Source organism: Halopseudomonas sp. SMJS2 (assembly GCF_029866945.1).
GTDB classification, from domain to species: domain Bacteria; phylum Pseudomonadota; class Gammaproteobacteria; order Pseudomonadales; family Pseudomonadaceae; genus Halopseudomonas; species Halopseudomonas bauzanensis.
Genome location: NZ_CP123445.1, coordinates 250,272 through 273,780, shown reverse-complemented (window position 1 = coordinate 273,780; position 23,509 = coordinate 250,272). Strand labels below are relative to the sequence as shown.

The 23,509-nt window shown below is 58.5% G+C and carries 17 protein-coding genes, 6 tRNA genes, 3 rRNA genes and 2 pseudogenes; 6 read left to right on the top strand and 22 right to left on the bottom strand.

Translation table 11 applies throughout. From position 1 onward, the window contains the following. Positions 1 to 17 precede the first annotated feature (17 nt). The 20 genes and pseudogenes from rplA to rpmE all read right to left on the bottom strand — a co-directional run bounded on the left by rplA (position 18) and on the right by rpmE (position 14,962). A pseudogene (gene rplA, locus QAO71_RS01295) lies at positions 18 to 712 on the bottom strand (50S ribosomal protein L1). Further along, complete coding sequence (rplK, locus tag QAO71_RS01290; protein WP_036993752.1) at positions 713 to 1,144, bottom strand: 50S ribosomal protein L11; 432 nt, start codon at positions 1,142 to 1,144, stop codon at positions 713 to 715. A 116-nt stretch (positions 1,145 to 1,260) separates the two neighbouring features. After that, on the bottom strand, positions 1,261 to 1,794 hold the full coding sequence (gene nusG / locus QAO71_RS01285) for a transcription termination/antitermination protein NusG (protein ID WP_036993755.1): 534 nt from the start codon (positions 1,792 to 1,794) through the stop codon (positions 1,261 to 1,263). A gap of 9 nt (positions 1,795 to 1,803) precedes the next feature. Then, the gene (gene secE / locus QAO71_RS01280; protein WP_036993757.1) at positions 1,804 to 2,172 is read right to left on the bottom strand and encodes a preprotein translocase subunit SecE; all 369 of its coding nucleotides are present in this window, start codon (positions 2,170 to 2,172) and stop codon (positions 1,804 to 1,806) included. A 37-nt stretch (positions 2,173 to 2,209) separates the two neighbouring features. Continuing rightward, positions 2,210 to 2,285 (bottom strand) — tRNA-Trp (locus tag QAO71_RS01275). A 57-nt stretch (positions 2,286 to 2,342) separates the two neighbouring features. Continuing rightward, the gene (gene tuf, locus QAO71_RS01270; protein ID WP_036993729.1) at positions 2,343 to 3,542 is read right to left on the bottom strand and encodes an elongation factor Tu; all 1,200 of its coding nucleotides are present in this window, start codon (positions 3,540 to 3,542) and stop codon (positions 2,343 to 2,345) included. Between the two features lie 84 nt (positions 3,543 to 3,626). Then, a tRNA-Thr gene (locus QAO71_RS01265) sits at positions 3,627 to 3,702 on the bottom strand. 22 nt (positions 3,703 to 3,724) lie between these two features. Then, positions 3,725 to 3,798 (bottom strand) — tRNA-Gly (locus tag QAO71_RS01260). A gap of 30 nt (positions 3,799 to 3,828) precedes the next feature. Further along, positions 3,829 to 3,913, bottom strand: a tRNA-Tyr gene (locus tag QAO71_RS01255). 144 nt (positions 3,914 to 4,057) lie between these two features. After that, positions 4,058 to 4,537, bottom strand: coding sequence for a hypothetical protein (locus QAO71_RS01250; protein WP_280165072.1), 480 nt, complete (start codon positions 4,535 to 4,537; stop codon positions 4,058 to 4,060). A 191-nt stretch (positions 4,538 to 4,728) separates the two neighbouring features. Next, positions 4,729 to 5,481 carry a type III pantothenate kinase gene (locus QAO71_RS01245; protein ID WP_280165071.1) on the bottom strand — a complete coding sequence of 251 codons (753 nt, stop codon included), beginning with the start codon at positions 5,479 to 5,481 and terminating at the stop codon, positions 4,729 to 4,731. Continuing rightward, on the bottom strand, positions 5,471 to 6,478 hold the full coding sequence (gene birA / locus QAO71_RS01240) for a bifunctional biotin--[acetyl-CoA-carboxylase] ligase/biotin operon repressor BirA (protein ID WP_280165070.1): 1,008 nt from the start codon (positions 6,476 to 6,478) through the stop codon (positions 5,471 to 5,473). Before birA ends, QAO71_RS01245 begins: the two co-directional genes overlap by 11 nt. Before the next feature lie 236 nt (positions 6,479 to 6,714). Beyond that, positions 6,715 to 6,830 (bottom strand): 5S ribosomal RNA (rrf, locus tag QAO71_RS01235). 152 nt (positions 6,831 to 6,982) lie between these two features. Then, a 23S ribosomal RNA gene (locus QAO71_RS01230) occupies positions 6,983 to 9,873 on the bottom strand. Positions 9,874 to 10,147: 274 nt separating this feature from the next. Beyond that, positions 10,148 to 10,223: transfer RNA gene (locus QAO71_RS01225), tRNA-Ala, on the bottom strand. 24 nt (positions 10,224 to 10,247) lie between these two features. Beyond that, a tRNA-Ile gene (locus tag QAO71_RS01220) sits at positions 10,248 to 10,324 on the bottom strand. 108 nt (positions 10,325 to 10,432) lie between these two features. Continuing rightward, positions 10,433 to 11,969: ribosomal RNA gene (locus QAO71_RS01215) — 16S ribosomal RNA — on the bottom strand. The 16S, 23S and 5S rRNA genes sit together here with 2 tRNA genes alongside, the layout of an rRNA operon. A gap of 583 nt (positions 11,970 to 12,552) precedes the next feature. Next, positions 12,553 to 13,815: a malic enzyme-like NAD(P)-binding protein gene (locus QAO71_RS01210; RefSeq protein WP_280165069.1), complete on the bottom strand. Its 1,263-nt coding sequence runs from the start codon at positions 13,813 to 13,815 to the stop codon at positions 12,553 to 12,555. 137 nt (positions 13,816 to 13,952) lie between these two features. Continuing rightward, positions 13,953 to 14,723 carry a thermonuclease family protein gene (locus tag QAO71_RS01205; RefSeq protein WP_280165068.1) on the bottom strand — a complete coding sequence of 257 codons (771 nt, stop codon included), beginning with the start codon at positions 14,721 to 14,723 and terminating at the stop codon, positions 13,953 to 13,955. 23 nt (positions 14,724 to 14,746) lie between these two features. Next, positions 14,747 to 14,962 carry a 50S ribosomal protein L31 gene (gene rpmE / locus QAO71_RS01200; protein ID WP_036991287.1) on the bottom strand — a complete coding sequence of 72 codons (216 nt, stop codon included), beginning with the start codon at positions 14,960 to 14,962 and terminating at the stop codon, positions 14,747 to 14,749. Between the two features lie 222 nt (positions 14,963 to 15,184). Between rpmE and QAO71_RS01195 the strand changes: the two genes are divergently transcribed. The 6 genes and pseudogenes from QAO71_RS01195 to QAO71_RS01170 all read left to right on the top strand — a co-directional run bounded on the left by QAO71_RS01195 (position 15,185) and on the right by QAO71_RS01170 (position 22,289). Further along, positions 15,185 to 17,401 (top strand): primosomal protein N', encoded by a 2,217-nt coding sequence (locus tag QAO71_RS01195; protein WP_280165067.1) that lies wholly within the window; start codon positions 15,185 to 15,187, stop codon positions 17,399 to 17,401. 99 nt (positions 17,402 to 17,500) lie between these two features. Continuing rightward, positions 17,501 to 19,246, top strand: a complete 1,746-nt coding sequence (argS, locus tag QAO71_RS01190; RefSeq protein ID WP_280165066.1) for an arginine--tRNA ligase — start codon at positions 17,501 to 17,503, stop codon at positions 19,244 to 19,246. A gap of 5 nt (positions 19,247 to 19,251) precedes the next feature. Beyond that, positions 19,252 to 19,839, top strand: coding sequence for an SPOR domain-containing protein (locus QAO71_RS01185; protein WP_280165065.1), 588 nt, complete (start codon positions 19,252 to 19,254; stop codon positions 19,837 to 19,839). Positions 19,840 to 19,994: 155 nt separating this feature from the next. Further along, entirely contained in the window at positions 19,995 to 20,525 is a 531-nt protein-coding gene (gene hslV, locus QAO71_RS01180) for an ATP-dependent protease subunit HslV (RefSeq protein ID WP_036991992.1), read from the top strand. 19 nt (positions 20,526 to 20,544) lie between these two features. Next, positions 20,545 to 21,884 (top strand): annotated as a pseudogene (gene hslU / locus QAO71_RS01175) (ATP-dependent protease ATPase subunit HslU). 24 nt (positions 21,885 to 21,908) lie between these two features. Beyond that, complete coding sequence (locus tag QAO71_RS01170) at positions 21,909 to 22,289, top strand: DUF971 domain-containing protein (RefSeq protein WP_280165064.1); 381 nt, start codon at positions 21,909 to 21,911, stop codon at positions 22,287 to 22,289. A 56-nt stretch (positions 22,290 to 22,345) separates the two neighbouring features. Here QAO71_RS01170 and QAO71_RS01165 read toward each other — a convergent pair whose 3' ends face one another. Together QAO71_RS01165 and QAO71_RS01160 are read right to left on the bottom strand one after the other, a co-directional pair. Beyond that, positions 22,346 to 23,122, bottom strand: coding sequence for a phasin family protein (locus QAO71_RS01165; RefSeq protein WP_136868434.1), 777 nt, complete (start codon positions 23,120 to 23,122; stop codon positions 22,346 to 22,348). A gap of 77 nt (positions 23,123 to 23,199) precedes the next feature. After that, on the bottom strand, positions 23,200 to 23,475 hold the full coding sequence (locus tag QAO71_RS01160) for a polyhydroxyalkanoic acid system family protein (RefSeq protein ID WP_036991298.1): 276 nt from the start codon (positions 23,473 to 23,475) through the stop codon (positions 23,200 to 23,202). Positions 23,476 to 23,509 lie beyond the last annotated feature (34 nt).

Sequence of the window (23,509 nt, the reverse complement as noted above, 5' to 3'; positions counted from 1 at the left end):
AACGGCGCGCCGATGAATCAGATATTCAGCGCAGAGTGGTCAATGTACAGACCCGGACCCATGGTGGTGCTCAGGGACACGCGCTGCAGATAGATACCCTTGGACGTGGACGGCTTGGCCTTCTTCAGATCGGCCAGCAGCGCTTCAACGTTTTCCTTCAGCTTGACCGGCTCGAAGCCAACCTTGCCTACGGAGCAATGAATGATGCCGTTCTTGTCGGTGCGGTAGCGAACCTGACCAGCCTTGGCATTCTTCACTGCAGTGCCGACGTCAGCAGATACAGTACCGACCTTCGGGTTCGGCATCAGGCCGCGCGCCCGAGCAGCTGACCCAGCTGACCAACGACACGCATGGCGTCCGGAGAAGCGATGACGACGTCATAGTCCAGATTACCGGCCTTCATTTCGGCAGCCAGATCGTCCATGCCGACCTTGTCAGCGCCGGCAGCCAGTGCGGCTTCAGCGTTGGCACCCTGGGTGAACACGGCTACGCGAACGGTCTTGCCAGTGCCATGGGGCAGCAGTGTAGCGCCACGTACGACCTGGTCGGATTTGCGCGGATCAACGCCGAGGTTCACGGCAACATCAACGGACTCGACGAACTTGACGTTGGATACTTCGGCCAGCAGTGCGGCCGCTTCTTCGAAGCTGTAAACCTTGGTGCTATCAACTTTCTCGCTGATTGCCTTTTGGCGCTTGGTGAGCTTGGCCATTTACACACCCTCCACGGTCAGACCCATGCTACGGGCAGAACCCGCGATGGTGCGCACAGCAGCGTCCAGGTCAGCAGCGGTCAGATCAGCCTGCTTGGTCTTGGCGATCTCTTCGAGCTGGGCGCGAGTAACAGTACCTACCTTCTGGCTGTTGGGACGAGCGGAACCGCCCTTGACACCAGCAGCCTTCATCAGCAGTACGGCAGCAGGAGTACTTTTGGTTTCAAAAGTAAAGCTGCGGTCGCTGTATACGGTGATGATCACGGGAGTCGGCAGACCTGGCTCAACGCCCTGGGTCTTGGCGTTGAACGCCTTGCAGAATTCCATGATGTTTACGCCGTGCTGACCCAGGGCCGGACCTACCGGCGGACTTGGGTTAGCCTGACCGGCCTTGACTTGCAGCTTGATATAAGCCTGAATCTTCTTTGCCATTTGTCTTCTCCAATGGGTAATAGCGCCTCGCGGCTCCCCGACTTAACATAGTGCCCACTGACAACAAAACCCCGCATTGCCTTCAGGCATTGCAGGGTTCAGGCGGGCAGTTGAACTCAGCCTTTTTCGACCTGGCTGAATTCGAGCTCCACTGGCGTGGGGCGACCAAAGATGAGAACAGCCACCTGAACACGGCTTTTCTCATAATTAACTTCTTCAACGACTCCATTGAAGTCGGCGAAGGGACCATCGGTGACGCGAACAACCTCACCCGGCTCGAACAGAGTCTTGGGCTTCGGCTTATCACTGCCGTCAGCGACGCGGCGCAGGATGGCTTCAGCTTCACGATCAGTGATCGGCGCGGGTTTGTCCGCAGTACCACCGATGAAGCCCAGCACGCGAGAGGTATCCTTGACCAGGTGCCAGGTTCCTTCGTTCATTTCCATCTGAACCAGAACATAGCCCGGAAAGAATTTGCGCTCACTCTTGCGCTTCTGGCCGTTGCGCATTTCCACCACTTCTTCGGTGGGCACAAGGATCTCACCAAACTGGTCTTCCATTCCGGCCAGCTTGACCCGCTCCTGGAGAGAACGCATCACGTGCTTCTCGAATCCGGAGTAGGCATGTATGACGTACCAACGCTTAGACACGGAGCACCTTTAGCCAATGAACTTAGAAATAATCCAACCCAGCAGGGTATCGAGCCCCCACAGGATCAGGGCCATGACCAGAACAACCGCCAGAACGATCAGCGTTGTCTGAGTGGTTTCCGTACGAGTTGGCCAGACGACCTTCCGGATCTCGATGCGTGCTTCTTTGAGCAGCGCCCAGAAGGCCTTGCCTTTTTCGGTCTGCAGGGCAACAAAGCCCGCCACCAGGCCGAGCGCAACCAGCGCTACGGCACGATACAAAACAGATTCGGCTGCGAAGTAATGATTACCGTAAACGCCGACAAAAACGAGGATAGCCACGACAATCCACTTGAGGACATCTAAGCGGCTATCGTGAGTTTCTGCCTTGGTGCTCATCAATCGTAAAATCCTGTTTTGTGTTTGCCAGATAATCTGGCAGGCCAGGAGGGAATCGAACCCCCAACCTGCGGTTTTGGAGACCGCCGCTCTGCCAATTGAGCTACTGGCCTGTAATCGCAGTTGAGCCGGTAATGATACCGGCCCAACACTTCAAGATCAATTACTAATTAAGCAATGATCTTGGCAACCACGCCGGCACCAACGGTACGACCACCTTCGCGAATCGCGAAGCGCAGGCCGTCTTCCATGGCGATCGGAGCGATCAGGGTAACAACCAGCTTCACGTTGTCGCCCGGCATAACCATTTCCACGCCTTCTGGCAGCTCACAGGAACCGGTCACGTCAGTTGTACGGAAGTAGAACTGCGGACGGTAGCCCTTGAAGAACGGAGTGTGACGACCGCCTTCATCCTTGCCCAGTACGTACACTTCAGCTTCGAACTGAGTGTGCGGCTTGATGGTGCCCGGCTTGGCCAGAACCTGACCACGCTCAACGTCTTCACGCTTGGTACCACGCAGCAGAACACCAACGTTCTCACCAGCACGACCTTCGTCGAGCAGCTTGCGGAACATCTCAACACCAGTACAAGTGGTCTTGACGGTGTCTTTGATACCAACGATCTCGACTTCTTCCTGAACGCGAACGATACCGCGCTCAACACGACCAGTCACAACAGTACCGCGACCGGAAATGGAGAATACGTCTTCGATCGGCATCAGGAACGGCTTGTCGATAGCACGCTCAGGCTCGGGAATGTAGCTGTCCAGAGTCTCGACCAGAGTCTTGACGGCGGTAGTACCCATGCCGTTGTCGTCCTGACCGTTCAGTGCCATCAGCGCGGAACCGATGATGATCGGAGTGTCGTCGCCTGGGAAGTCGTAGGTGCTCAGCAGATCACGCACTTCCATCTCGACCAGCTCCAGCAGCTCTTCATCATCAACCATGTCAGCCTTGTTCAGGAACACGACGATGTAAGGAACGCCAACCTGGCGGGACAGCAGGATGTGCTCGCGAGTCTGCGGCATGGGGCCGTCAGCAGCGGAGCAAACCAGGATAGCGCCGTCCATCTGGGCAGCACCGGTGATCATGTTCTTCACATAGTCAGCGTGACCGGGGCAGTCAACGTGCGCGTAGTGACGGATCGGGGAATCATACTCAACGTGGGACGTGTTGATGGTGATACCACGAGCCTTTTCTTCCGGCGCGTTGTCGATCTGATCGTAGCCCTTGGAGGTGCCACCACTGCCGAATACTTCGGCGCAAACGCGGGTCAGAGCAGCGGTCAGAGTGGTTTTGCCATGGTCAACGTGACCGATGGTACCCACGTTCAGGTGCGGTTTGCTGCGTTCGAACTTCTCTTTAGCCATCGAGAGATCCCCTCTGCTGAGTGCAATGCGCGAGTCACGCGACCATTAAATAAAAGGCAGATATTTGCATATCTGCCTTGATATTGGAGCTCATGAGCGGATTTGAACCGCTGACCTCACCCTTACCAAGGGTGTGCTCTACCAACTGAGCTACATGAGCTTACACCGTCGCATTACCGGACTGGAGCGGGTAGCGGGAATCGAACCCGCACCATCAGCTTGGAAGGCTGAGGTTCTACCGTTGAACTATACCCGCCAAGAGCATCTTGCCCGGCAATACTAAATCTGGTGGAGGGGGAAGGATTCGAACCTTCGAAGGCTAAGCCGTCAGATTTACAGTCTGATCCCTTTGACCGCTCGGGAACCCCTCCGTAAAAGAGGCGCCATTTTCTTCACTTGGCGCCACCCTGTCAACACTTTTCTTAGAAAAAACCGCGACTTGTGTTGTTTCAGGGCATTGCTCCATCGCATCCCCTCCGGTTTTCCCGGGGCGCTGCATTGGAGCGGGCGCCATTCTATGGGATACGCCCCGTGTTGGCAACGCCTGCGCATGGCTGATATTGATGTTGCAGTCCGGGAAAGTCCGCTCGCAGCCGGGTCAGCATTGCCTGATCCACCAGACGCCTGGCCTTGCTGCCTACTTCGACCACATACTGCTGCTCTTTTTTATTGAGCGCGTGCAGGCGCACGTCATGACCCAATTGCTGCAACTGTTCCTGCCTTACCTGAGCGTAATCCTCCCGGGCGAAAACACCCAGCGACAAGCTACCAGCCATCTCCCCCCGCGTAATCAGGAAGCTATCAATACCTTGCTCCTGCAGCGCTGACAGCTGGATGACTGCATGCCGCTCGCCACCCACTACTGGCATCACCAGCCAATAATCCACTCCCATGACCACGTCCCTGGTCTGCAACCTGGATTCAATATCCAGCGCCAACAGCCGCTGGCGCAGTTGCTCGGCCTCGGCCAGCCCAGGAAACCTGCCCAGCGCCACACAAAGAGCGGCCGCACCAGGACCAGGTCGGGGTGGCTCCGACTCAGCTACAGCGGGGGGAGGCTCTGGGGCAGCCATTGGCACTGAGGGGACGGCAGGCTCGTCTGGCGCGCCCACCATCAGCTTATTATCCTGCAGCTGCCACAGCGCATAGAGAATATTGAGAAGCGCCAATGACAGAAAAAGATATTTCACGGACTGAACTCCATGGGGCACGCCAGGGCCAGCCCGCGGAATACCAGATCACCGATCACCTGGCACCCTTCCGGCAATACCTCCTTCATGCCGGCAGCATCGCCCCCCGTCAGAATTACTGCCGGATCGTCGCCCAGCAGTTGCTGCGCGATACGTAGTTGCTCACGCACAAAGCCGGATAACATCAATTCACAGCCGAACTCCACAGCCTCAGCCGTGCTGGTCCCTGGCCGCGGCTCGCGCAAGTCACCATGCGCGCCTCGGTCATAGCGGATCAGGCGGGTATGACTGAGGAGACTGCTGCGCAGCAGCTTGCTTCCTGGTGCGATGTAGCCGCCGAGGTGACGACCCTGCGCATCGACGAAGTCCGTGGTTACGGCGGTCCCAAGATCAATTACCACGCAGGCACGCCGGCACAGTTGATATCCTGCCACCAACGCCAGCCACCGATCCATGCCCAGACGCGCTGCATCAATATAGCCATTGCTTACGCCGGCCAGCTGCAGCCCGGGCCGAGCGAGCATGGGGTGGCGCTTGAGCCAGCTCGTCAGCTGATCCACAATGACCTGCGTCTCTTCTGCCGAGCGCACACTAACCAACCGGCAACCGTGAATCTCCCGCTCCTGTCCGCCAAGCAGACGCTGAAGCTCGACCAGGTCGGGTGCCATGTCACCATCTCTGACACGCCCTTCACGATCGAGCAAACGCCACTTGATCAGCGTATTGCCGCAGTCCAGCTCAAGAATCATGACTCAGCCTCAAACTTACTTCACCGCCATTGAGCAATACCTGGCCCTCGGCTACATCAAGTCGCAGCGCCCCCCGCTGATCAACTCCCCGCTCGACCCCCTCAGTGATGACGGCACCAGTACGGACAACAACCGGCTGGCCATACCAGGCATCATGTCGCTGCCACTCCTCGACGAAAGGCGCAAAACCCGCCTCACGAAATACCGCCACCGCCTCGAACAGTCGCCGGATGAATTCGGCGATCAGCAGATTGCGGTTCAGCGTACCGTCCTGACGGGACAACAGCAGCGAGGTCCAGGCCTGGTCGATTGCCGCAGCAGCATCATTCATCAATACATTGATACCCACACCGATGACCGCTACGCAGTCAGAGGTCAGGTCGCCAGCAAGCTCGATGAGAATGCCCGCCAGCTTGCGCCCACCCAGCAGCACATCGTTGGGCCATTTCAAGGCGCAATTGCGAAAACCACAACTTTCGAGCGTCTCCACCAGCACGAGACCAACCAGTAGACTAAGCCCCTCCAGCTTCTGCGCCCCACCGGAGAACGGCAACGCCAGTGACAGGTAGATATTCTGACCATAGGGGCTGACCCACTCTCTACCCCGGCGCCCCTTACCCGCCAGCTGCTGTTCGGCAACACAGGCGAGCGCTCGAGGTTCTTTCATGGAGAGTTGTTTGAGCAACTGGGCATTGGTCGAGTCAACAGTGTCCAGCAACTGCCATTCAATCCGCTCCGCCATATCAGCAGGCAGCGCCGCGGTGATCTCCGCAAGATCCAGCAGGACTGCTCCGCGTGGAATGCGGTAGCCCTTGCCGCGTATGCGCTGAATAGGGAACCCTTGATCTTCCAGCCGCTTCAGCGACTTCCAGACCGCCGCCCGGCTGACGCCAAGAGTCCTGCCCAGCTCTTCGCCGGAATGAAATTGCCCATCGGACATCATCTTGAATAACGCAGCTAGCATGGAAGTGTCGATCGTTGGAAATGAACTGCGCATGATAACGCGCTGTCATGGCTTTATGAACGAGAATGTAACAATGCTGTTCAGGTTATAGATAACTCGCAACTTGCTGCAGGAGCGGCCTTGGGCGCGGAGCTTGTCGGCCAGCCCATCGCGGCCAGGGCCGCTCCCATCACCAGACCCGAACTCGTAGCACAAGGCACAAGGTGCGCAGACAGGTGGCGATTCAGGCATAAAAAAACCCCGCCAGCTGGCGGGGTTTCTTATTTGAAGCTTGACGATGACCTACTCTCACATGGGGAGTCCCCACACTACCATCGGCGATGCATCGTTTCACTGCTGAGTTCGGAATGGGATCAGGTGGTTCCAATGCTCTATGGTCGTCAAGCAATTCGGTTGTCGCGTGGGTGTTGAGTCCACACAACGAAAGGGTGGGAAAAGTGATAGTCATTTAACAAGGAGGTTACTGTAATCTCGTGCCGTTCCAGCTTGTCGTTCAATCAATGTGTCAGGCCATGGCCCAAATTGTTTGGGCGTTATATGGTCAAGCCACACGGGCAATTAGTACTGGTTAGCTCAACGCCTCACAACGCTTACACACCCAGCCTATCAACGTCGTAGTCTTCGACGGCCCTTCAGGGGGATCAAGTCCCCGGTGAGATCTCATCTTGAGGCAAGTTTCCCGCTTAGATGCTTTCAGCGGTTATCTTTTCCGAACGTAGCTACCCGGCAATGCCACTGGCGTGACAACCGGAACACCAGAGGTTCGTCCACTCCGGTCCTCTCGTACTAGGAGCAGCCCCTCTCAAATCTCAAACGTCCACGGCAGATAGGGACCGAACTGTCTCACGACGTTCTAAACCCAGCTCGCGTACCACTTTAAATGGCGAACAGCCATACCCTTGGGACCGGCTTCAGCCCCAGGATGTGATGAGCCGACATCGAGGTGCCAAACACCGCCGTCGATATGAACTCTTGGGCGGTATCAGCCTGTTATCCCCGGAGTACCTTTTATCCGTTGAGCGATGGCCCTTCCATACAGAACCACCGGATCACTAAGACCTACTTTCGTACCTGCTCGACGTGTTGGTCTCGCAGTCAAGCGCGCTTTTGCCTTTATACTCTACGCACGATTTCCGACCGTGCTGAGCGCACCTTCGTACTCCTCCGTTACTCTTTAGGAGGAGACCGCCCCAGTCAAACTACCCACCATACACTGTCCTCGATCCGGATAACGGACCAGAGTTAGAACCTCAAAGTTGCCAGGGTGGTATTTCAAGGTTGGCTCCACGCGAACTGGCGTCCACGCTTCACAGCCTCCCACCTATCCTACACAAGCAAATTCAAAGTCCAGTGCAAAGCTATAGTAAAGGTTCACGGGGTCTTTCCGTCTAGCCGCGGATACACTGCATCTTCACAGCGATTTCAATTTCACTGAGTCTCGGGTGGAGACAGCGCCGCCATCATTACGCCATTCGTGCAGGTCGGAACTTACCCGACAAGGAATTTCGCTACCTTAGGACCGTTATAGTTACGGCCGCCGTTTACCGGGGCTTCGATCAAGAGCTTCGCCGAAGCTAACCCCATCAATTAACCTTCCGGCACCGGGCAGGCGTCACACCCTATACGTCCACTTTCGTGTTTGCAGAGTGCTATGTTTTTAATAAACAGTTGCAGCGGCCTGGTATCTTCGACCAGCCAGAGCTTACGGAGCAAGTCCTTCACCCTAGCCGGCGCACCTTCTCCCGAAGTTACGGTGCCATTTTGCCTAGTTCCTTCACCCGAGTTCTCTCAAGCGCCTTGGTATTCTCTACCTGACCACCTGTGTCGGTTTGGGGTACGATTTCTAGTTACCTGAAGCTTAGAGGCTTTTCCTGGAAGCATGGCATCAACCACTTCGTGTTCTAAAAGAACACTCGTCATCAGTTCTCGGCCTTGAGATCCCGGATTTACCTGAGATCTCAGCCTACCACCTTAAACACGGACAACCAACGCCGTGCTGGCCTAGCCTTCTCCGTCCCCCCATCGCAGTAACCAGAAGTACGGGAATATTAACCCGTTTCCCATCGACTACACCTTTCGGTCTCGCCTTAGGGGTCGACTCACCCTGCGTCGATTAACGTTGCGCAGGAACCCTTGGTCTTCCGGCGTGGGAGTTTTTCACTCCCATTGTCGTTACTCATGTCAGCATTCGCACTTCTGATACCTCCAGCCAACTTCTCAATTGACCTTCACAGGCTTACAGAACGCTCCTCTACCGCACATCCTAAGATGCACCCGTAGCTTCGGTGTATGGTTTGAGCCCCGTTACATCTTCCGCGCAGGCCGACTCGACTAGTGAGCTATTACGCTTTCTTTAAAGGATGGCTGCTTCTAAGCCAACCTCCTAGCTGTCTAAGCCTTCCCACATCGTTTCCCACTTAACCATAACTTTGGGACCTTAGCTGACGGTCTGGGTTGTTTCCCTTTTCACGACGGACGTTAGCACCCGCCGTGTGTCTCCCGTGCTCTGCACTCACTGGTATTCGGAGTTTGCATGGGGTTGGTAAGTCGGGATGACCCCCTAGCCCAAACAGTGCTCTACCCCCAGTGGTGATACACGAGGCGCTACCTAAATAGCTTTCGAGGAGAACCAGCTATCTCCGAGCTTGATTAGCCTTTCACTCCTATCCACAAGTCATCCGCTAACTTTTCAACGGTAGTCGGTTCGGTCCTCCAGTGCCTGTTACGGCACCTTCAACCTGCCCATGGATAGATCGCCCGGTTTCGGGTCTATACCCAGCGACTAAACGCCCTATTAAGACTCGGTTTCCCTACGCCTCCCCTAGACGGTTAAGCTCGCCACTGAATATAAGTCGCTGACCCATTATACAAAAGGTACGCAGTCACCGAACAAGTCGGCTCCCACTGCTTGTACGCATACGGTTTCAGGATCTATTTCACTCCCCTCACAGGGGTTCTTTTCGCCTTTCCCTCACGGTACTGGTTCACTATCGGTCAGTCAGGAGTATTTAGCCTTGGAGGATGGTCCCCCCATGTTCAGTCAACGTTTCACGTGCGCCGACCTACTCGATTTCACGGCAAAGAGTCTTTCGTGTACGGGGCTATCACCCACTATGGCCGCCTTTTCCACAGCGTTCCACTAGACTCAATACCGCTTAAGGGCTGCTCCCCGTTCGCTCGCCACTACTTGGGGAATCTCGGTTGATTTCTTTTCCTCCGGGTACTTAGATGTTTCAGTTCCCCGGGTTCGCCTCACACACCTATGTATTCAGTGTGTGATACCCAACTTATGTTGGGTGGGTTTCCCCATTCAGAGATCTCCGGATCAAAGGTCGTTTGCCACCTCCCCGAAGCTTTTCGCAGGCTACCACGTCTTTCATCGCCTCTGACTGCCAAGGCATCCACCGTATGCGCTTATTCACTTGACCATATAACCCCAAACAATCTGCTTGCGCCGATTGCTCAAAGCCTATGTCTTGACATGATTTCACGACAATCCGGAACTTGCACTTGAGATTACAAGTTACCTTAGCCATAACGTGTGCAGTGAAACACCCGTTATGTCTTGTCTTACTTCTATCACTTTTCCACATTGTTAAAGAGCGACTGATCAAAGATCAGACATCAATCATCCCGTCATAAACCTGCGGGATCATTCATGTATGAACTCTTATCGAGTACCGGCGATGGCAGCTGCTGTCCTGGTGGAGCCAAGCGGGATCGAACCGCTGACCTCCTGCGTGCAAGGCAGGCGCTCTCCCAGCTGAGCTATGGCCCCGTTCAGACCTGACACCTCGACAATTGGTGGGTCTGGGCAGATTCGAACTGCCGACCTCACCCTTATCAGGGGTGCGCTCTAACCAACTGAGCTACAGACCCAATTATCTCGGCCTGCTACCTGTTGCGTTAAAGCTACAGACCTAATCGCCTTTCTTTCGGAATCAAGTAATTCGTGTGAGTGCTTGAAAAAGCGTGTGATCTTTCGATTAAGGAGGTGATCCAGCCGCAGGTTCCCCTACGGCTACCTTGTTACGACTTCACCCCAGTCATGAATCACACCGTGGTAACCGTCCTCCCGAAGGTTAGACTAGCTACTTCTGGTGCAACCCACTCCCATGGTGTGACGGGCGGTGTGTACAAGGCCCGGGAACGTATTCACCGTGGCATTCTGATCCACGATTACTAGCGATTCCGACTTCATGGAGTCGAGTTGCAGACTCCAATCCGGACTACGAGAGACTTTATGGGATTAGCTCCACCTCGCGGCTTGGCAACCCTTTGTATTCCCCATTGTAGCACGTGTGTAGCCCTGGCCGTAAGGGCCATGATGACTTGACGTCATCCCCACCTTCCTCCGGTTTGTCACCGGCAGTCTCCTTAGAGTGCCCACCATAACGTGCTGGTAACTAAGGACAAGGGTTGCGCTCGTTACGGGACTTAACCCAACATCTCACGACACGAGCTGACGACAGCCATGCAGCACCTGTGTCAGAGTTCCCGAAGGCACCAATCCATCTCTGGAAAGTTCTCTGCATGTCAAGGCCAGGTAAGGTTCTTCGCGTTGCTTCGAATTAAACCACATGCTCCACCGCTTGTGCGGGCCCCCGTCAATTCATTTGAGTTTTAATCTTGCGACCGTACTCCCCAGGCGGTCAACTTAGTGCGTTAGCTGCGCCACTAAGAACTCAAGGTTCCCAACGGCTAGTTGACATCGTTTACGGCGTGGACTACCAGGGTATCTAATCCTGTTTGCTCCCCACGCTTTCGCACCTCAGTGTCAGTATCAGTCCAGGTAGTCGCCTTCGCCACTGGTGTTCCTTCCTATATCTACGCATTTCACCGCTACACAGGAAATTCCACTACCCTCTACCGTACTCTAGCCCAGCAGTTATGGATGCAGTTCCCAGGTTGAGCCCGGGGATTTCACACCCATCTTACTGAACCACCTACGCGCGCTTTACGCCCAGTAATTCCGATTAACGCTTGCACCCTCTGTATTACCGCGGCTGCTGGCACAGAGTTAGCCGGTGCTTATTCTGTCGGTAACGTCAAAACTTCAGGGTATTAGCCTAAAGCCCTTCCTCCCAACTTAAAGTGCTTTACAATCCGAAGACCTTCTTCACACACGCGGCATGGCTGGATCAGGGTTGCCCCCATTGTCCAATATTCCCCACTGCTGCCTCCCGTAGGAGTCTGGACCGTGTCTCAGTTCCAGTGTGACTGATCATCCTCTCAGACCAGTTACGGATCGTCGCCTTGGTGAGCCATTACCTCACCAACAAGCTAATCCGACCTGGGCTCATCTGATAGCGCAAGGTCCGAAGATCCCCTGCTTTCTCCCGTAGGACGTACGCGGTATTAGCGCCCGTTTCCGGACGTTATCCCCCACTATCAGGCAGATTCCCAGGTGTTACTCACCCGTCCGCCGCTAAATCCGGGAGCAAGCTCCCTTCTTCCGCTCGACTTGCATGTGTTAGGCCTGCCGCCAGCGTTCAATCTGAGCCATGATCAAACTCTTCAGTTAAAAACTGCATGGGTTTTGAGAAAACCCTAAACTTGGCTCAGCTTACTAAACTCATGAATTCACGAGTTACTTGTAGGCTGATAATCTTGCGATCATCACGACATCCACAAGCACCCACACGAATTACTTGATTCCAATTTGTTAAAGAGCGATTCGGTCCGCGTTTCCGCTTAACCAAGGCCGCGCATTCTACGCCAACCTTATGATCTGTCAAGCTTTTTTTGTGAGGCTTTGCAGCGCTGCACCGCTTGACACATCGGCCTTGAACGCTGCTGCTGTTCCGGGCCAGGGAGGCGCATTCTACAGGAGTCATACCCCGTGTCAACGCCTTCCTGAAAATCCTTTCTCACCCTGAAAAAGCGATGCTGCCGGCCTCTTCAGTGAGCGGCGCATTCTACGCCGTTTCGCTAGCCTGTCAACCCTCAAGTTATTGCTAACTTATTGATTGGCCTGGGCTTTTGGAAAAGCTCAGCGACTTGCGAGGGGCGCATTATAGGCTGCTGACAAATGCCGTCAAGCCTTTTGTTGCAGCAATATTTCACCCAATAAAAAGCCCTGCACAAGGCAGGGCTTCATGAGCCGATCAGAAGCAGTCTTCGACCGACTTCAGCGGGTAGTGCGCCGGATAGGACAGACGCGCAACGCCGCTGTCGATAGCAGCCTTGGCCACCGCAGCCGGGACCTTTTCAATCAGACGCACATCCATGGGCTTGGGAATGATGTACTCACGACCAAACTCCATCTCCAATCCGCCGTAGGCTTCAGTGATATACGCCGGCACTGGCTCCTTGGCCAATTCGCGAATGGCGTGCACTGCTGCCATCTTCATTTCGTCATTGATGCGGGAAGCTCGCACATCCAGGGCACCACGGAAGATGAAGGGGAAGCAGAGTACGTTGTTGACCTGGTTCGGATAGTCGGACCGGCCAGTGGCCATGATCACATCCGGGCGCGCCGCATGGGCCAGCTCAGGACTGATCTCGGGATCCGGGTTGGAGCAGGCGAATACGACGGGGTTCTCCGCCATCAGCTTGAGTTCGGCTGGCTGCAGCAAATTGGGACCGGACAGGCCAACGAAGACATCAGCGCCCTTCATTGCATCGGCCAATGTGCGCTTGTCGGTTTCCGAAGCGAAGATAGCCTTGTGCTCATTCAGGTCATCACGACCGGCATGGATGACACCCTTGCGATCGAGCATGGAGATGTTTTCGATGGTCGCACCCAGGCTGACCAGCAACTTCATGCAGGCAACAGCGGCCGCACCAGCACCCAGACAGACGATCTTGGCATCTTCCAGCTTCTTGTCGGCCAGCTCCAGCGCATTGATCATCGCCGCCGCGGTCACGATGGCGGTACCGTGCTGGTCATCATGGAAAACAGGGATATCGCACTGCTCGATCAGCGCACGCTCGATTTCGAAGCACTCGGGCGCCTTGATGTCTTCCAGGTTGATTCCACCGAAGGTGCAAGAGATACGCTTGACGGTATCAATGAACGCCTGCGGGCTTTCGGATTCGACTTCGATATCGAAAACGTCAACACCAGCAAAACGCTTGAACAGCACCCCTTTGCCTTCCATGACCGGCTTGGAAGCCAGCGGGCCGAGATTGCCCAGACCGAGAATAGCCGTACCATCGGAAATAACCGCAACCAGGTTGCCCTTACCAGTGTACTTGTAGGCGTTATCCAGGTCCTTGGCGATTTCGCGCACGGGCTCAGCAACACCCGGACTATAAGCCAGCGCCAGATCACGCGCAGTGGCAGTAGGCTTGGTCAGCTCGACGCTCAATTTGCCCGGACGCGGGCTGGCGTGATATTCGAGCGCATCAGTTCTCAGATCAGACATGATTACGTTTCCGGTGAAGTAGCTTTATTATGTTGCGGACAATCGAGAATACAGAAAAGCCCTAACGCTCACAAGATCATTCCAACATCACCACTACCTGCAGCGATCTTGCGCGCTTCTTCCGGCATTACCGCCAATCAATCGAAATTTGCCATTTTCGGCTCGCGCAGCGGCAACATAAAGCGCTTATGGTCACGGCGCCGCGTTCCCCGATCAACGACCCACCCCCGCACCTCCAGCGAACGTCCCCGCCAGCTGTCGAGCTGACCGAAGCCCTGCTGGTCCGCCGCAATACGCAACACCAACAGCCCATCGAGCTCAAGCCAGAGATAGCGACCAGCCCGCTCGATCGACAGCACGCGCCCCCGAACCAATTGAAAACCTCCCTGACGCACCTCGGCAGCCTGGATGATCGGCGCTTGTCGCCACACTCCCAGCTCAGCCTCCCGGGCAAGGGATTCCTGCCGCAAATGACAATCGAGCAGCGCCAGGTTGGGCGGAATACCTATGGCGAAGCCCATCCCGCTACGCAGCAACTGCGCCTCTATATTGGCACCTTGAATGTCGAACAGATGACCCAGCGTACGACCGTAATCATCCTGCGCATCCTCACCTACCAGCAACCGCAACCCAGCCTGCTCAACGAGCTGCTCGAGCTCAGTCCGAGCCCGCTGTGCATACGGCTCGGAGGCCTTGCCGCGACGACCGATTTCCGGCGCATTGATGCCGATCAGGCGCACCCGCCGACCATCAACCAACTCCAGCGTATCCCCATCGATGACATACCGACTGACCACCGGCTCGCCGATATCCGGCGAACTACCACAGACCCCAGCCAGCGCTGGAACGGCTGCCAGCCAGGCAATAAAAAAGGCGCCCCAACGGAGCGCCTTTTTCGAATCGGACATGACCACTGAATGGCCCGTCGATCTTATTTCTTGCTGGAAACAGCACCGAAACGCTGATTGAAGCGCTCGATACGGCCGCCGGTATCCAGAACCTTCTGCTTGCCGGTGTAGAACGGGTGGCATGCGGAGCAGACGTCCAGATAGATGCTCTTGCCCAGAGTGGAGCGGGTCTTAATGACATTGCCGCAACCACAGGTGGCTTCGATTTCTTCGTACGCAGGGTGCAAATCAGCTTTCATGGATGATTCCTCGGTTTTGTGTGCCGCCACCGGACCAACCTGATCAGGCACCGCACTGTAATGACGCATCCGGCATCGAACAATCGAATGGACCGGAAAACAGGCCGGCGATGATAACAGAATTCCGCTGCCGCGCAAGCATTACGCATGCCGCGGCGGGGAGGCGCTGAATATCGCGGCAGGCAATGCTACCATCACGGCTTGTCAGAACGGGATGTCACAGTGTCAGGACCGATTCTCCAGATTGCCCTTCCCTCTCCCCTGCGCCGCCTGTTCGATTACCGGGCGCCGGCGGGCCTGCGTTTGGACGATCTGCAGGTGGGGTTGCGCGTCAGCGTACCCTTCGGCAACCGCCAGATGGTGGGCGTGATCGCAGCCATCAGCGACCAGTCGAGCGTGCCGGTGGGCAAGCTCAAGCGCGCCAGCGAATTGATCGATCACAGCCCGCTACTGCCCGATAGCCTGTGGAAGCTCTGCAGCTGGACTGCAAGCTACTACCAACATGGCCTCGGCGACACATTGAGCAGCGCCCTGCCGGTGCTGCTGCGGCGCGGTGAGCCGGCGATGGCTCGTCAGGACATGCTCTGGCAACTGCTCCCCGGCACCTACCCCGAGCACCCCGCAATCAGCCGGGCGCCAAAGCAGAAGGAGGCGGTGCAGACCCTCAGCAGACACCCCCATGGCCTGTCGCACGCACTCATCAGCCAGTGGGGGCTGACCCGCGACGCCCTTGAATCGCTGGAACGCAAGGGCCTGGCCCAGCGCATCCATCAATCGCCGCACCACACCAGCGAACCCCAGCCGCTATTAAAGGAAACACCGCTGTCGCCCAATGGCGAACAACAGGCCGCGCTGGATGCGATTACCGCGCGCGATGGGTTCCATGCCTGGCTGCTGGAAGGCGTCACTGGCAGCGGCAAGACTGAAGTCTACCTACAGGCCATCCAGCATTGCCTGCAACAGCAGCGTCAGGCGCTGGTACTGATCCCCGAGATCGGGCTGACGCCCCAGACCCTGGAGCGCTTTCGCCGCCGCTTCAGCGTACCGGTAGTCATACTGCATTCGGGGCTGAATGATCGCGAGCGCCTCGATGCCTGGATTGCCGCTCGCGACGGCGAAGCCGGCATCGTCATCGGCACCCGCTCGGCCATTTTCACTCCCCTGGCGCGGCCCGGACTGATCATCGTCGATGAAGAGCACGATCTCTCCTATAAACAGCAGGAAGGCCTGCGCTATAACGCTCGGGACCTGGCTGTCTATCGCGCCCACCTGGAACAGGTCGGGCTGATTCTCGGCTCCGCCACGCCATCCTTCGAAAGCCTGCATAATGTCCAGCGCGGGCGCTATCAGCGGCTGCGCCTGACCCAGCGCGCGGGCAACGCCAGCCCACCGACCATTCAATGCCTGGATATCCGCAGCCGACCACTGGAAGGAGGCATGTCGCGACCACTAATCCAGTTAATGGGTGAACATTTGCGGCGGGGCAACCAGGTGCTGGTTTTCATCAACCGCCGCGGCTTCGCTCCGACCTTGATGTGCCATGACTGCGGCTGGATGGCCGAGTGCCGCCGCTGTGATGCGCGCATGACTTTGCACCAGTCACCCGCACAGCTGCACTGCCACCATTGCGGCAGTCAGCGCGCGGTCGATCGCTGCTGCCCCAAATGTCAGAGCCAGGACCTGCGCCCTATCGGCGCCGGCACCGAGCGCACCGAGGAACATCTGACCGAGTGCTTCCCGGACTTTCCGATCCTGCGCATCGACCGCGACACCATGGCGCGCAAGCAGGCCATGCAGAGCATGCTGGCACGCATCCAGAGTGGCGCTCCCTGCGTGCTGGTGGGCACCCAGATGCTTGCCAAGGGGCATCACTTTCCAGACGTGACCCTGGTGGCCATCCTCGATGCCGACGGCGGCCTGTTTTCCGCTGACTTTCGCGGCCCCGAACGCATGGCGCAGTTGATCATCCAGGTAGCTGGCCGCGCTGGCCGGGCGAACAAACCCGGCCAGGTGCTGATCCAGACCCACATGGCCGAACACCAGTTGCTGCTGGATCTGACCGAGCATGATTATGACCGCTTCGCCGAGCGGGAACTGGCAGGCCGTGCCGCTGCGCAGCTGCCGCCCTACAGCTTCATGGCCCTATTGCGCGCCGAATCCAACTCTTCAGCGCAGACCAACCAATTTCTCGATGAAGCCTGCACACTGGCGGAGCAGCTGATTGCCAGCCTGGACATCGCTGATGTCGAGCTGCTCGGCCCAGTGCCCTCGCCCATGGAGCGTCGCGCCGGCCGTTATCGCGCTCAGTTGCTGGTCCAGGCCGGGCAACGCTCGATCCTGCATCAATTGCTGCACCATTGGCTGGCGGCACTGGAGCAGCACCCCCTGGCCCGCCGCGTGCGCTGGTCAATTGATGTCGATCCGCTGGATATGTTCTAAGCCCTAAGCGCACTGCCAGACAGAGGGATTTGGCAAGCAGCCCGTTAAGTCGGATAATGCCGGGTTTTCCACAGGCCGTTGCCGGATACTCCATTACCTATGAAAAACCTGATCAGCCAGTTGCTCGCCAACGCCGTCAGCACCCTGCAGAGCCAAGGTGTACTGCCCAGCGACATTTCCCCCAATATTCAGGTGGAAACCGCCCGGGACAAGAGCCACGGCGACTTTGCCAGCAACCTGGCGATGATGCTGGCAAAGCCCGCCCGCATGAAGCCCCGGGACCTGGCCGAACAGCTGGTTGCCGCGCTGCCGCACAGCGATGCAGTGGCTCAGGTCAGTATCGCCGGCCCCGGCTTCATCAACTTCTTCCAGGCCCGCGACTGGCTCGCTGCGCAGCTGCAGCAGGCGCTGGACGATCCGCAGTTGAACGTGCCCCAGGCCGAGCCAGCCCAGCGCGTGGTAGTGGACTACTCCTCCCCCAACCTGGCCAAGGAAATGCACGTCGGGCACCTGCGCTCGACCATCATCGGCGACGCCATGGCGCGAGTGCTCGAATTCCTCGGTCACGACGTCATCCGCCAGAACCATGTCGGCGATTGGGGCACCCAGTTCGGCATGCTGCTGGCCTACCTGGAAGAGAACCCGGTTACCGCCGAAGCCGAGCTGGGTGATCTGGAGAACTTCTACCGCCAGGCCAAGAAGCGTTTTGACGAAAGCGAGACCTTTGCCGACCGCGCCCGCGAACGGGTCGTACAACTGCAGGCGGGCGACGCCCAGTGCCTGGAACTGTGGAACCGCTTCAACAGCATTTCCCTGGGCCATTGCCAGGCGGTGTACGATCGCCTGGGAGTCAGCCTGACGCCCGCGGATGTGCGCGGTGAAAGTGCCTACAACAATCAGCTTGCCGACGTGGTCGACAGCTTGCAGCAGGCCGGCCTGCTGACCGAGAGCGAAGGCGCGCGTTGCGTCTTCCTTGATGAGTTCCGCAACAGCGAAGACAAGCCGCTGCCGGTCATCGTGCAGAAGGCCGGTGGCGGCTACCTGTACGCGACCACCGACCTGGCCGCCATGCGCTACCGTCAGCAGGTGCTGGGCGCCGACCGCGTCCTGTATTTCGTCGATCAGCGCCAGGCGCTGCACTTCCAGCAGGTGTTCGCCGTAGCCCGCAAGGCCGGCTTCGTCTCGCCTGACATGCAGCTGGAACATATGGGCTTCGGCACCATGAACGGCGCCGACGGCAAGCCGTTCAAGACCCGCGATGGCGGCACCGTCAAGCTGATCGACCTGCTGGACGAGGCCGAGGAGCGGGCCTACCAACTGGTCAAACAGAAGAACCCCGAGCTCGACAGCGCCGAGCTGCAGCAGATCGCCCGTGCCGTGGGTATCGGCGCGGTCAAGTACGCGGACCTGTCCAAGCACCGCAGCAGCGATTACAACTTCAACTTCGAACAGATGCTCAGCTTCGAAGGCAACACCGCGCCCTATCTGATGTATGCCTATACCCGGGTCGCCAGCGTGTTCCGCAAGATCGACCGCGACATGTCGCAGCTGGACGACCTCGCGCCGCTGGTCCTGCAGGACGAGCCCGAGATCGATCTGGCTGCCCACCTCGCGCAGTTCGGCAGCCTGCTGCAATACGTGGCCCGCGAAGGCACGCCGCATTCGCTGTGCCATTATCTGTACGAGCTGGCCGGCCGCTTTTCCAGCTTCTACGAAAACTGCCCGATCCTGGCCGCCGAGGACCAGGCCCAGCGTGACAGCCGTCTGCGTTTGGCTGCACTGACTGGACGCACCTTGCGCCAAGGCCTTAACCTGCTCGGCATCACTACTCTGGAGCGCATGTAAGTCGCATGGCCAAAGCACGCAAGACACCCCGTCGCGGCGCCAGTCGCGCCCGGTCCAAACCCAGCCGACGAGTGCCTACCTGGCTGATTGCCGTATGCGGGGTGGTTCTGGGCCTGTTCGTCGCCTTTCTGTTTCAGCTGGAGCCTGGCCGCGAGACGGTAAAACGCAATACCGCCCCGCCCCAGCCCGCAGTAGCGCCAGCCCCCAGCAAGCCGGCCGGCCCCAGCTACGACTTCTACACGCTGCTGCCCGAGTCAGAAGTGGTGGTGCCCAAGGCCCCGCCCGCTCCGCCGCCACCACCAGCGGCGAAAGCCGAACCGGAAGTAGCTGCCAAACCGACCTCCAGCACCCAGTACTATCTGCAGGCCGGCTCATTCCGCCAGCGCAGCGAGGCAGACCGGGTTCGCGCCCAGATCCTGCTCATGGGGCTGGATGTGCGACTGGAAGACGCCAAGCTGGCCAACGGCGAAACCTGGCACCGGGTGCAAGTCGGCCCCTTCGGCGATCAGGGCAAATTGGCCCAGGCCGAACAGACCCTGGCCGGCAATGGCTTCAGCAACCTGCTCCGGCAGCAGCGCACCACCAACCGCTGAGACCCAGCCGCCGGCAGCTCGCACTGCCGGCATCCCTCCCCGGCTATCATCCGGCCGTCCCAACGTCTTGAATTCAACGCCAGCAGCCCCCAGATAACGGCAAAGGCAGCACGCCCGGCGTGCTGCGCTATCTGACCAGCCAACAGGAGCTGCGCGTGACTACAATCGTTTCAGTACGCCGCCACGGCAAAGTGGTAATCGGTGGTGATGGCCAGGTATCCCTGGGCAACACCGTAATGAAGGGCAATGCCCGCAAGGTCCGCCGCCTGTACAACGACCAGGTGATCGCCGGATTTGCCGGCGGCACGGCCGATGCCTTCACCCTGTTCGAGCATTTCGAGGGCCACCTAGAAAAACACCAGGGTCAACTGGTCCGCGCCGCCGTGGAAATGGCCAAGGAATGGCGCACCGACCGCACCCTGCGCCGCCTCGAAGCATTGCTGGCCGTGGCCAACAAGGATGCCTCGCTGATCATTACCGGTAACGGCGACGTGCTCGAGCCCGAAGAAGGCATTATTGCCATCGGCTCCGGCGGCCCCTACGCCCAGTCAGCGGCCCGCGCCCTGCTGCGCAACACCGAGTTGTCGGCCCGTGAGATCGTCGAATCCAGCCTGAACATTGCCGGCGAAATTTGCATCTATACCAATCAGCATCACACTATTGAGGAGCTGGACGCCAATACCTGAGGCGCCCGGGAATCTGCACATGTCCATGACACCCCGCGAAATCGTCCACGAGCTGGACCGTCATATCATTGGCCAGCAGGAAGCCAAGCGCGCGGTAGCCATCGCCCTGCGCAACCGCTGGCGTCGTCAGCAGTTGCCTGATGCGCTGCGCCATGAAGTCACCCCGAAGAACATCCTGATGATCGGCCCCACCGGCGTCGGCAAGACCGAGATCGCCCGCCGCCTGGCGCGCCTGGCCCAGGCGCCCTTCATCAAGGTCGAAGCAACCAAGTTCACCGAAGTCGGCTATGTCGGCCGGGATGTGGAATCCATCATCCGTGACCTGGTGGACGCCGCGCTGAAGATGCTGCGCGAGCAGGAAATCACCAAGGTCGGCCACCGCGCCGAGGATGCCGCCGAGGAACGTATTCTCGACGCACTGCTGCCGCCGGCACGCCAGGGCACCAGCGATGAGCCGGTGCGCGAAGACAGCAGCACCCGCCAGCTGTTCCGCAAGCGCCTGCGCGAAGGCCAGCTGGACGACAAGGAAATCGACATCGAGGTGGCCGACGCCCCGGTAGGCGTGGAAATCATGGCGCCGCCCGGCATGGAGGAAATGACCAGCCAGCTGCAGAACATGTTCTCCAGCTTCGGCAAGAACAAGCGCAAGAGCCGCAAGCTCAAGGTCAGGGAAGCTTTCAAGCTGATCCGCGATGAGGAAGCCGCACGCCTGGTCAATGAAGATGACCTGAAGAGCCGCGCCATTGATGCAGTCGAGCAGAACGGCATCGTCTTCCTCGACGAAATCGACAAGGTCAGCAAACGCGCCAACAGCGGCGGCGGTGCGGATGTCTCCCGCGAGGGCGTGCAACGTGACCTGCTGCCGTTGATCGAAGGCTGTACGGTCAATACCAAGTTCGGCATGGTGCGCACGACCACATCCTGTTTATCGCCTCGGGTGCCTTCCATCTGTCCAAGCCGTCGGACCTGATTCCCGAGCTGCAGGGCCGTCTGCCGATTCGTGTCGAGCTCCAGTCGCTGTCACCGGCGGACTTCGAGCGCATCCTCACCGAGCCGGATGCCTCGCTCACCGAACAGTACCGGGCGCTGCTGCAGACCGAAGGGCTGGAAATCGAATTCGCTGCAGACGCCGTGGCCCGACTGGCGGAAATTGCCTGGCAGGTCAACGAGAAGACCGAGAACATCGGCGCCCGTCGCCTGCACACCGTGCTGGAGCGTCTGCTGGAGGAAGTTTCGTTCGGCGCCGCCGATCTGGCTGCCAAGCAGAACGGCGAGAAGCTGGTGATCGACGCCGCTTATGTGAACGAGCACCTGGGCGAGCTGGCGGTCAATGAAGACCTGTCCCGCTATATCCTGTAACACGATACCGTCGGGGAGCCCGCCATGACCAGTCCGATACCGAGCAAGATCAAGCTGCGCAAGGCGTCCCGCACGTTGGAGCTGGAGTATGCCGATGGCCGGCAGTTCAGCCTGCCGGCGGAGTTCCTGCGGGTGCACTCACCCTCGGCGGAGGTACAGGGTCATGGCCGGCCAGTGCTGCAGACCGGCAAGCAGAATGTTGCCCTGACCGCCGTAGAGATGGCCGGCAATTACGCACTGAAACTGGTGTTCGACGATGGCCATGACAGCGGACTGTACAGTTGGGATTATCTGCTGAAACTGGGCGAGCACCAGGACGCACTGTGGCAGGAGTATCTCGATCAACTGCAAGCTGCCGGCGCCAGCCGTGATCCGGAGGTGTCGGTGGTGAAGGTGATGCTGTAAGGCCGTGAGCAGATAAAGGCCCGCCGCCCAGGGTCATCAGGGCGGCGGACCTGGCATCACTGCTCCGTCGGTTTGCCCGGTTCGGCATCAGTGGCCGGTGCCGGCGCGGATTTGCCGCGGGTGGCGGCCTTTGGCGCGGTAGCACGGCGGCGGGTGGCAGGCTTCACCGGCGCGGTGGCTCCCGCCTTGGTGCTGGCCGGCTTGGTGCTGGTCGACCTGGTATTGGCCGGCTTGCTCGCAGCAGGCTTGGCTGCAGCCGACCTGGCCCGCCTGGGCGTAGCCTTGGCTGGCGTCGCCGCCTCGGCTGCTGCCTGAGTCACCGAATCGGCGATCACGGTGGAACTGGCAGTTGCCGCGGCAGCCGTCGCCGGCTTGCGGGCAGTACGGGTCGGCTTGGCGGCAGCGGCCGGCTTGGTACTGCGCTGCCCCACCGCACGGGTCAGTTCGGCAACACGTTGCTCCAGCGCCCGCAGCTCTTCCTGACGCGCCAGACCCAACCGCTCGACCGCGCCCGCCACGCGCTTGTCAAACATCTCCTCAAGGCCACCGAACTTGTCCGTCAGCTTGCTCCGCGCCTTGTCCACCTTGGCCCGCGCGCCATCCAGCGGATCCTTCTTGCTGCGGGTGCCTTTGCTGGCGCTTTTGCCGGTTTCGGCTTTGGCCGATTTCTCTGCCTGCTCACCGTCTCGAATCAGGGATTCGAACAGCTTGGCGCCTTCCTTGCCCATACGGGTGTAAGCACCCAGGCCCGCCAGCCAGATCTGCCGGGAATACCCCTCCAGACCTTCCACCCAATCATTATCCTTGCCTTCCCGCTTCTTCTTGTCCGCCATGAATAGACTCCTTGTGAGCCGCTGCCGATGAGATTATCCAGCTTAGCAGAGGTCACGCCGAGTGCTATTGCGCTGCGTCAAGCGAGATATTTGTTCAGCGCCTTCTCGATCTCACCCTTCACCATGCCGGCCATCGGGGTGAGCATCATCCCCAGCTTGACGGCTACCCGGACGCTGTCTTCGCCAACCAGGATGCTGCCATCCACACCGCTGCGCTGGAACGTCAGTTCATCGTCCTGCCAAGTGCATTTGGCATCCAGCTTGGCAGCCAGCTTATCGGCCATTTTCTGGGCGCGTTCCTTCGCTGCTTCCTTGCCCAATGCGTGCTCGCGGGTGATTTCTACGGTTGCCATCTCTGTCCCTTCCAGTATGGTTGAAAAAAGACGC

Excerpts from the sequence above, each read along its gene's own strand:
- rplK (WP_036993752.1), bottom strand. The coding sequence starts at position 1,144 with ATGGCAAAGAAGATTCAGGCTTATATCAAGCTGCAAGTCAAGGCCGGT.
- secE (WP_036993757.1), bottom strand. The coding sequence starts at position 2,172 with ATGAGCACCAAGGCAGAAACTCACGATAGCCGCTTAGATGTCCTCAAG.
- tuf (WP_036993729.1), bottom strand. The coding sequence starts at position 3,542 with ATGGCTAAAGAGAAGTTCGAACGCAGCAAACCGCACCTGAACGTGGGT.
- QAO71_RS01245 (WP_280165071.1), bottom strand. The coding sequence starts at position 5,481 with ATGATTCTTGAGCTGGACTGCGGCAATACGCTGATCAAGTGGCGTTTG.
- birA (WP_280165070.1), bottom strand. The coding sequence starts at position 6,478 with ATGCGCAGTTCATTTCCAACGATCGACACTTCCATGCTAGCTGCGTTA.
- QAO71_RS01210 (WP_280165069.1), bottom strand. The coding sequence starts at position 13,815 with ATGTCTGATCTGAGAACTGATGCGCTCGAATATCACGCCAGCCCGCGT.
- QAO71_RS01205 (WP_280165068.1), bottom strand. The coding sequence starts at position 14,723 with ATGTCCGATTCGAAAAAGGCGCTCCGTTGGGGCGCCTTTTTTATTGCC.
- rpmE (WP_036991287.1), bottom strand. The coding sequence starts at position 14,962 with ATGAAAGCTGATTTGCACCCTGCGTACGAAGAAATCGAAGCCACCTGT.
- argS (WP_280165066.1), top strand. The coding sequence starts at position 17,501 with ATGAAAAACCTGATCAGCCAGTTGCTCGCCAACGCCGTCAGCACCCTG.
- QAO71_RS01185 (WP_280165065.1), top strand. The coding sequence starts at position 19,252 with ATGGCCAAAGCACGCAAGACACCCCGTCGCGGCGCCAGTCGCGCCCGG.
- QAO71_RS01170 (WP_280165064.1), top strand. The coding sequence starts at position 21,909 with ATGACCAGTCCGATACCGAGCAAGATCAAGCTGCGCAAGGCGTCCCGC.
- QAO71_RS01165 (WP_136868434.1), bottom strand. The coding sequence starts at position 23,122 with ATGGCGGACAAGAAGAAGCGGGAAGGCAAGGATAATGATTGGGTGGAA.
- QAO71_RS01160 (WP_036991298.1), bottom strand. The coding sequence starts at position 23,475 with ATGGCAACCGTAGAAATCACCCGCGAGCACGCATTGGGCAAGGAAGCA.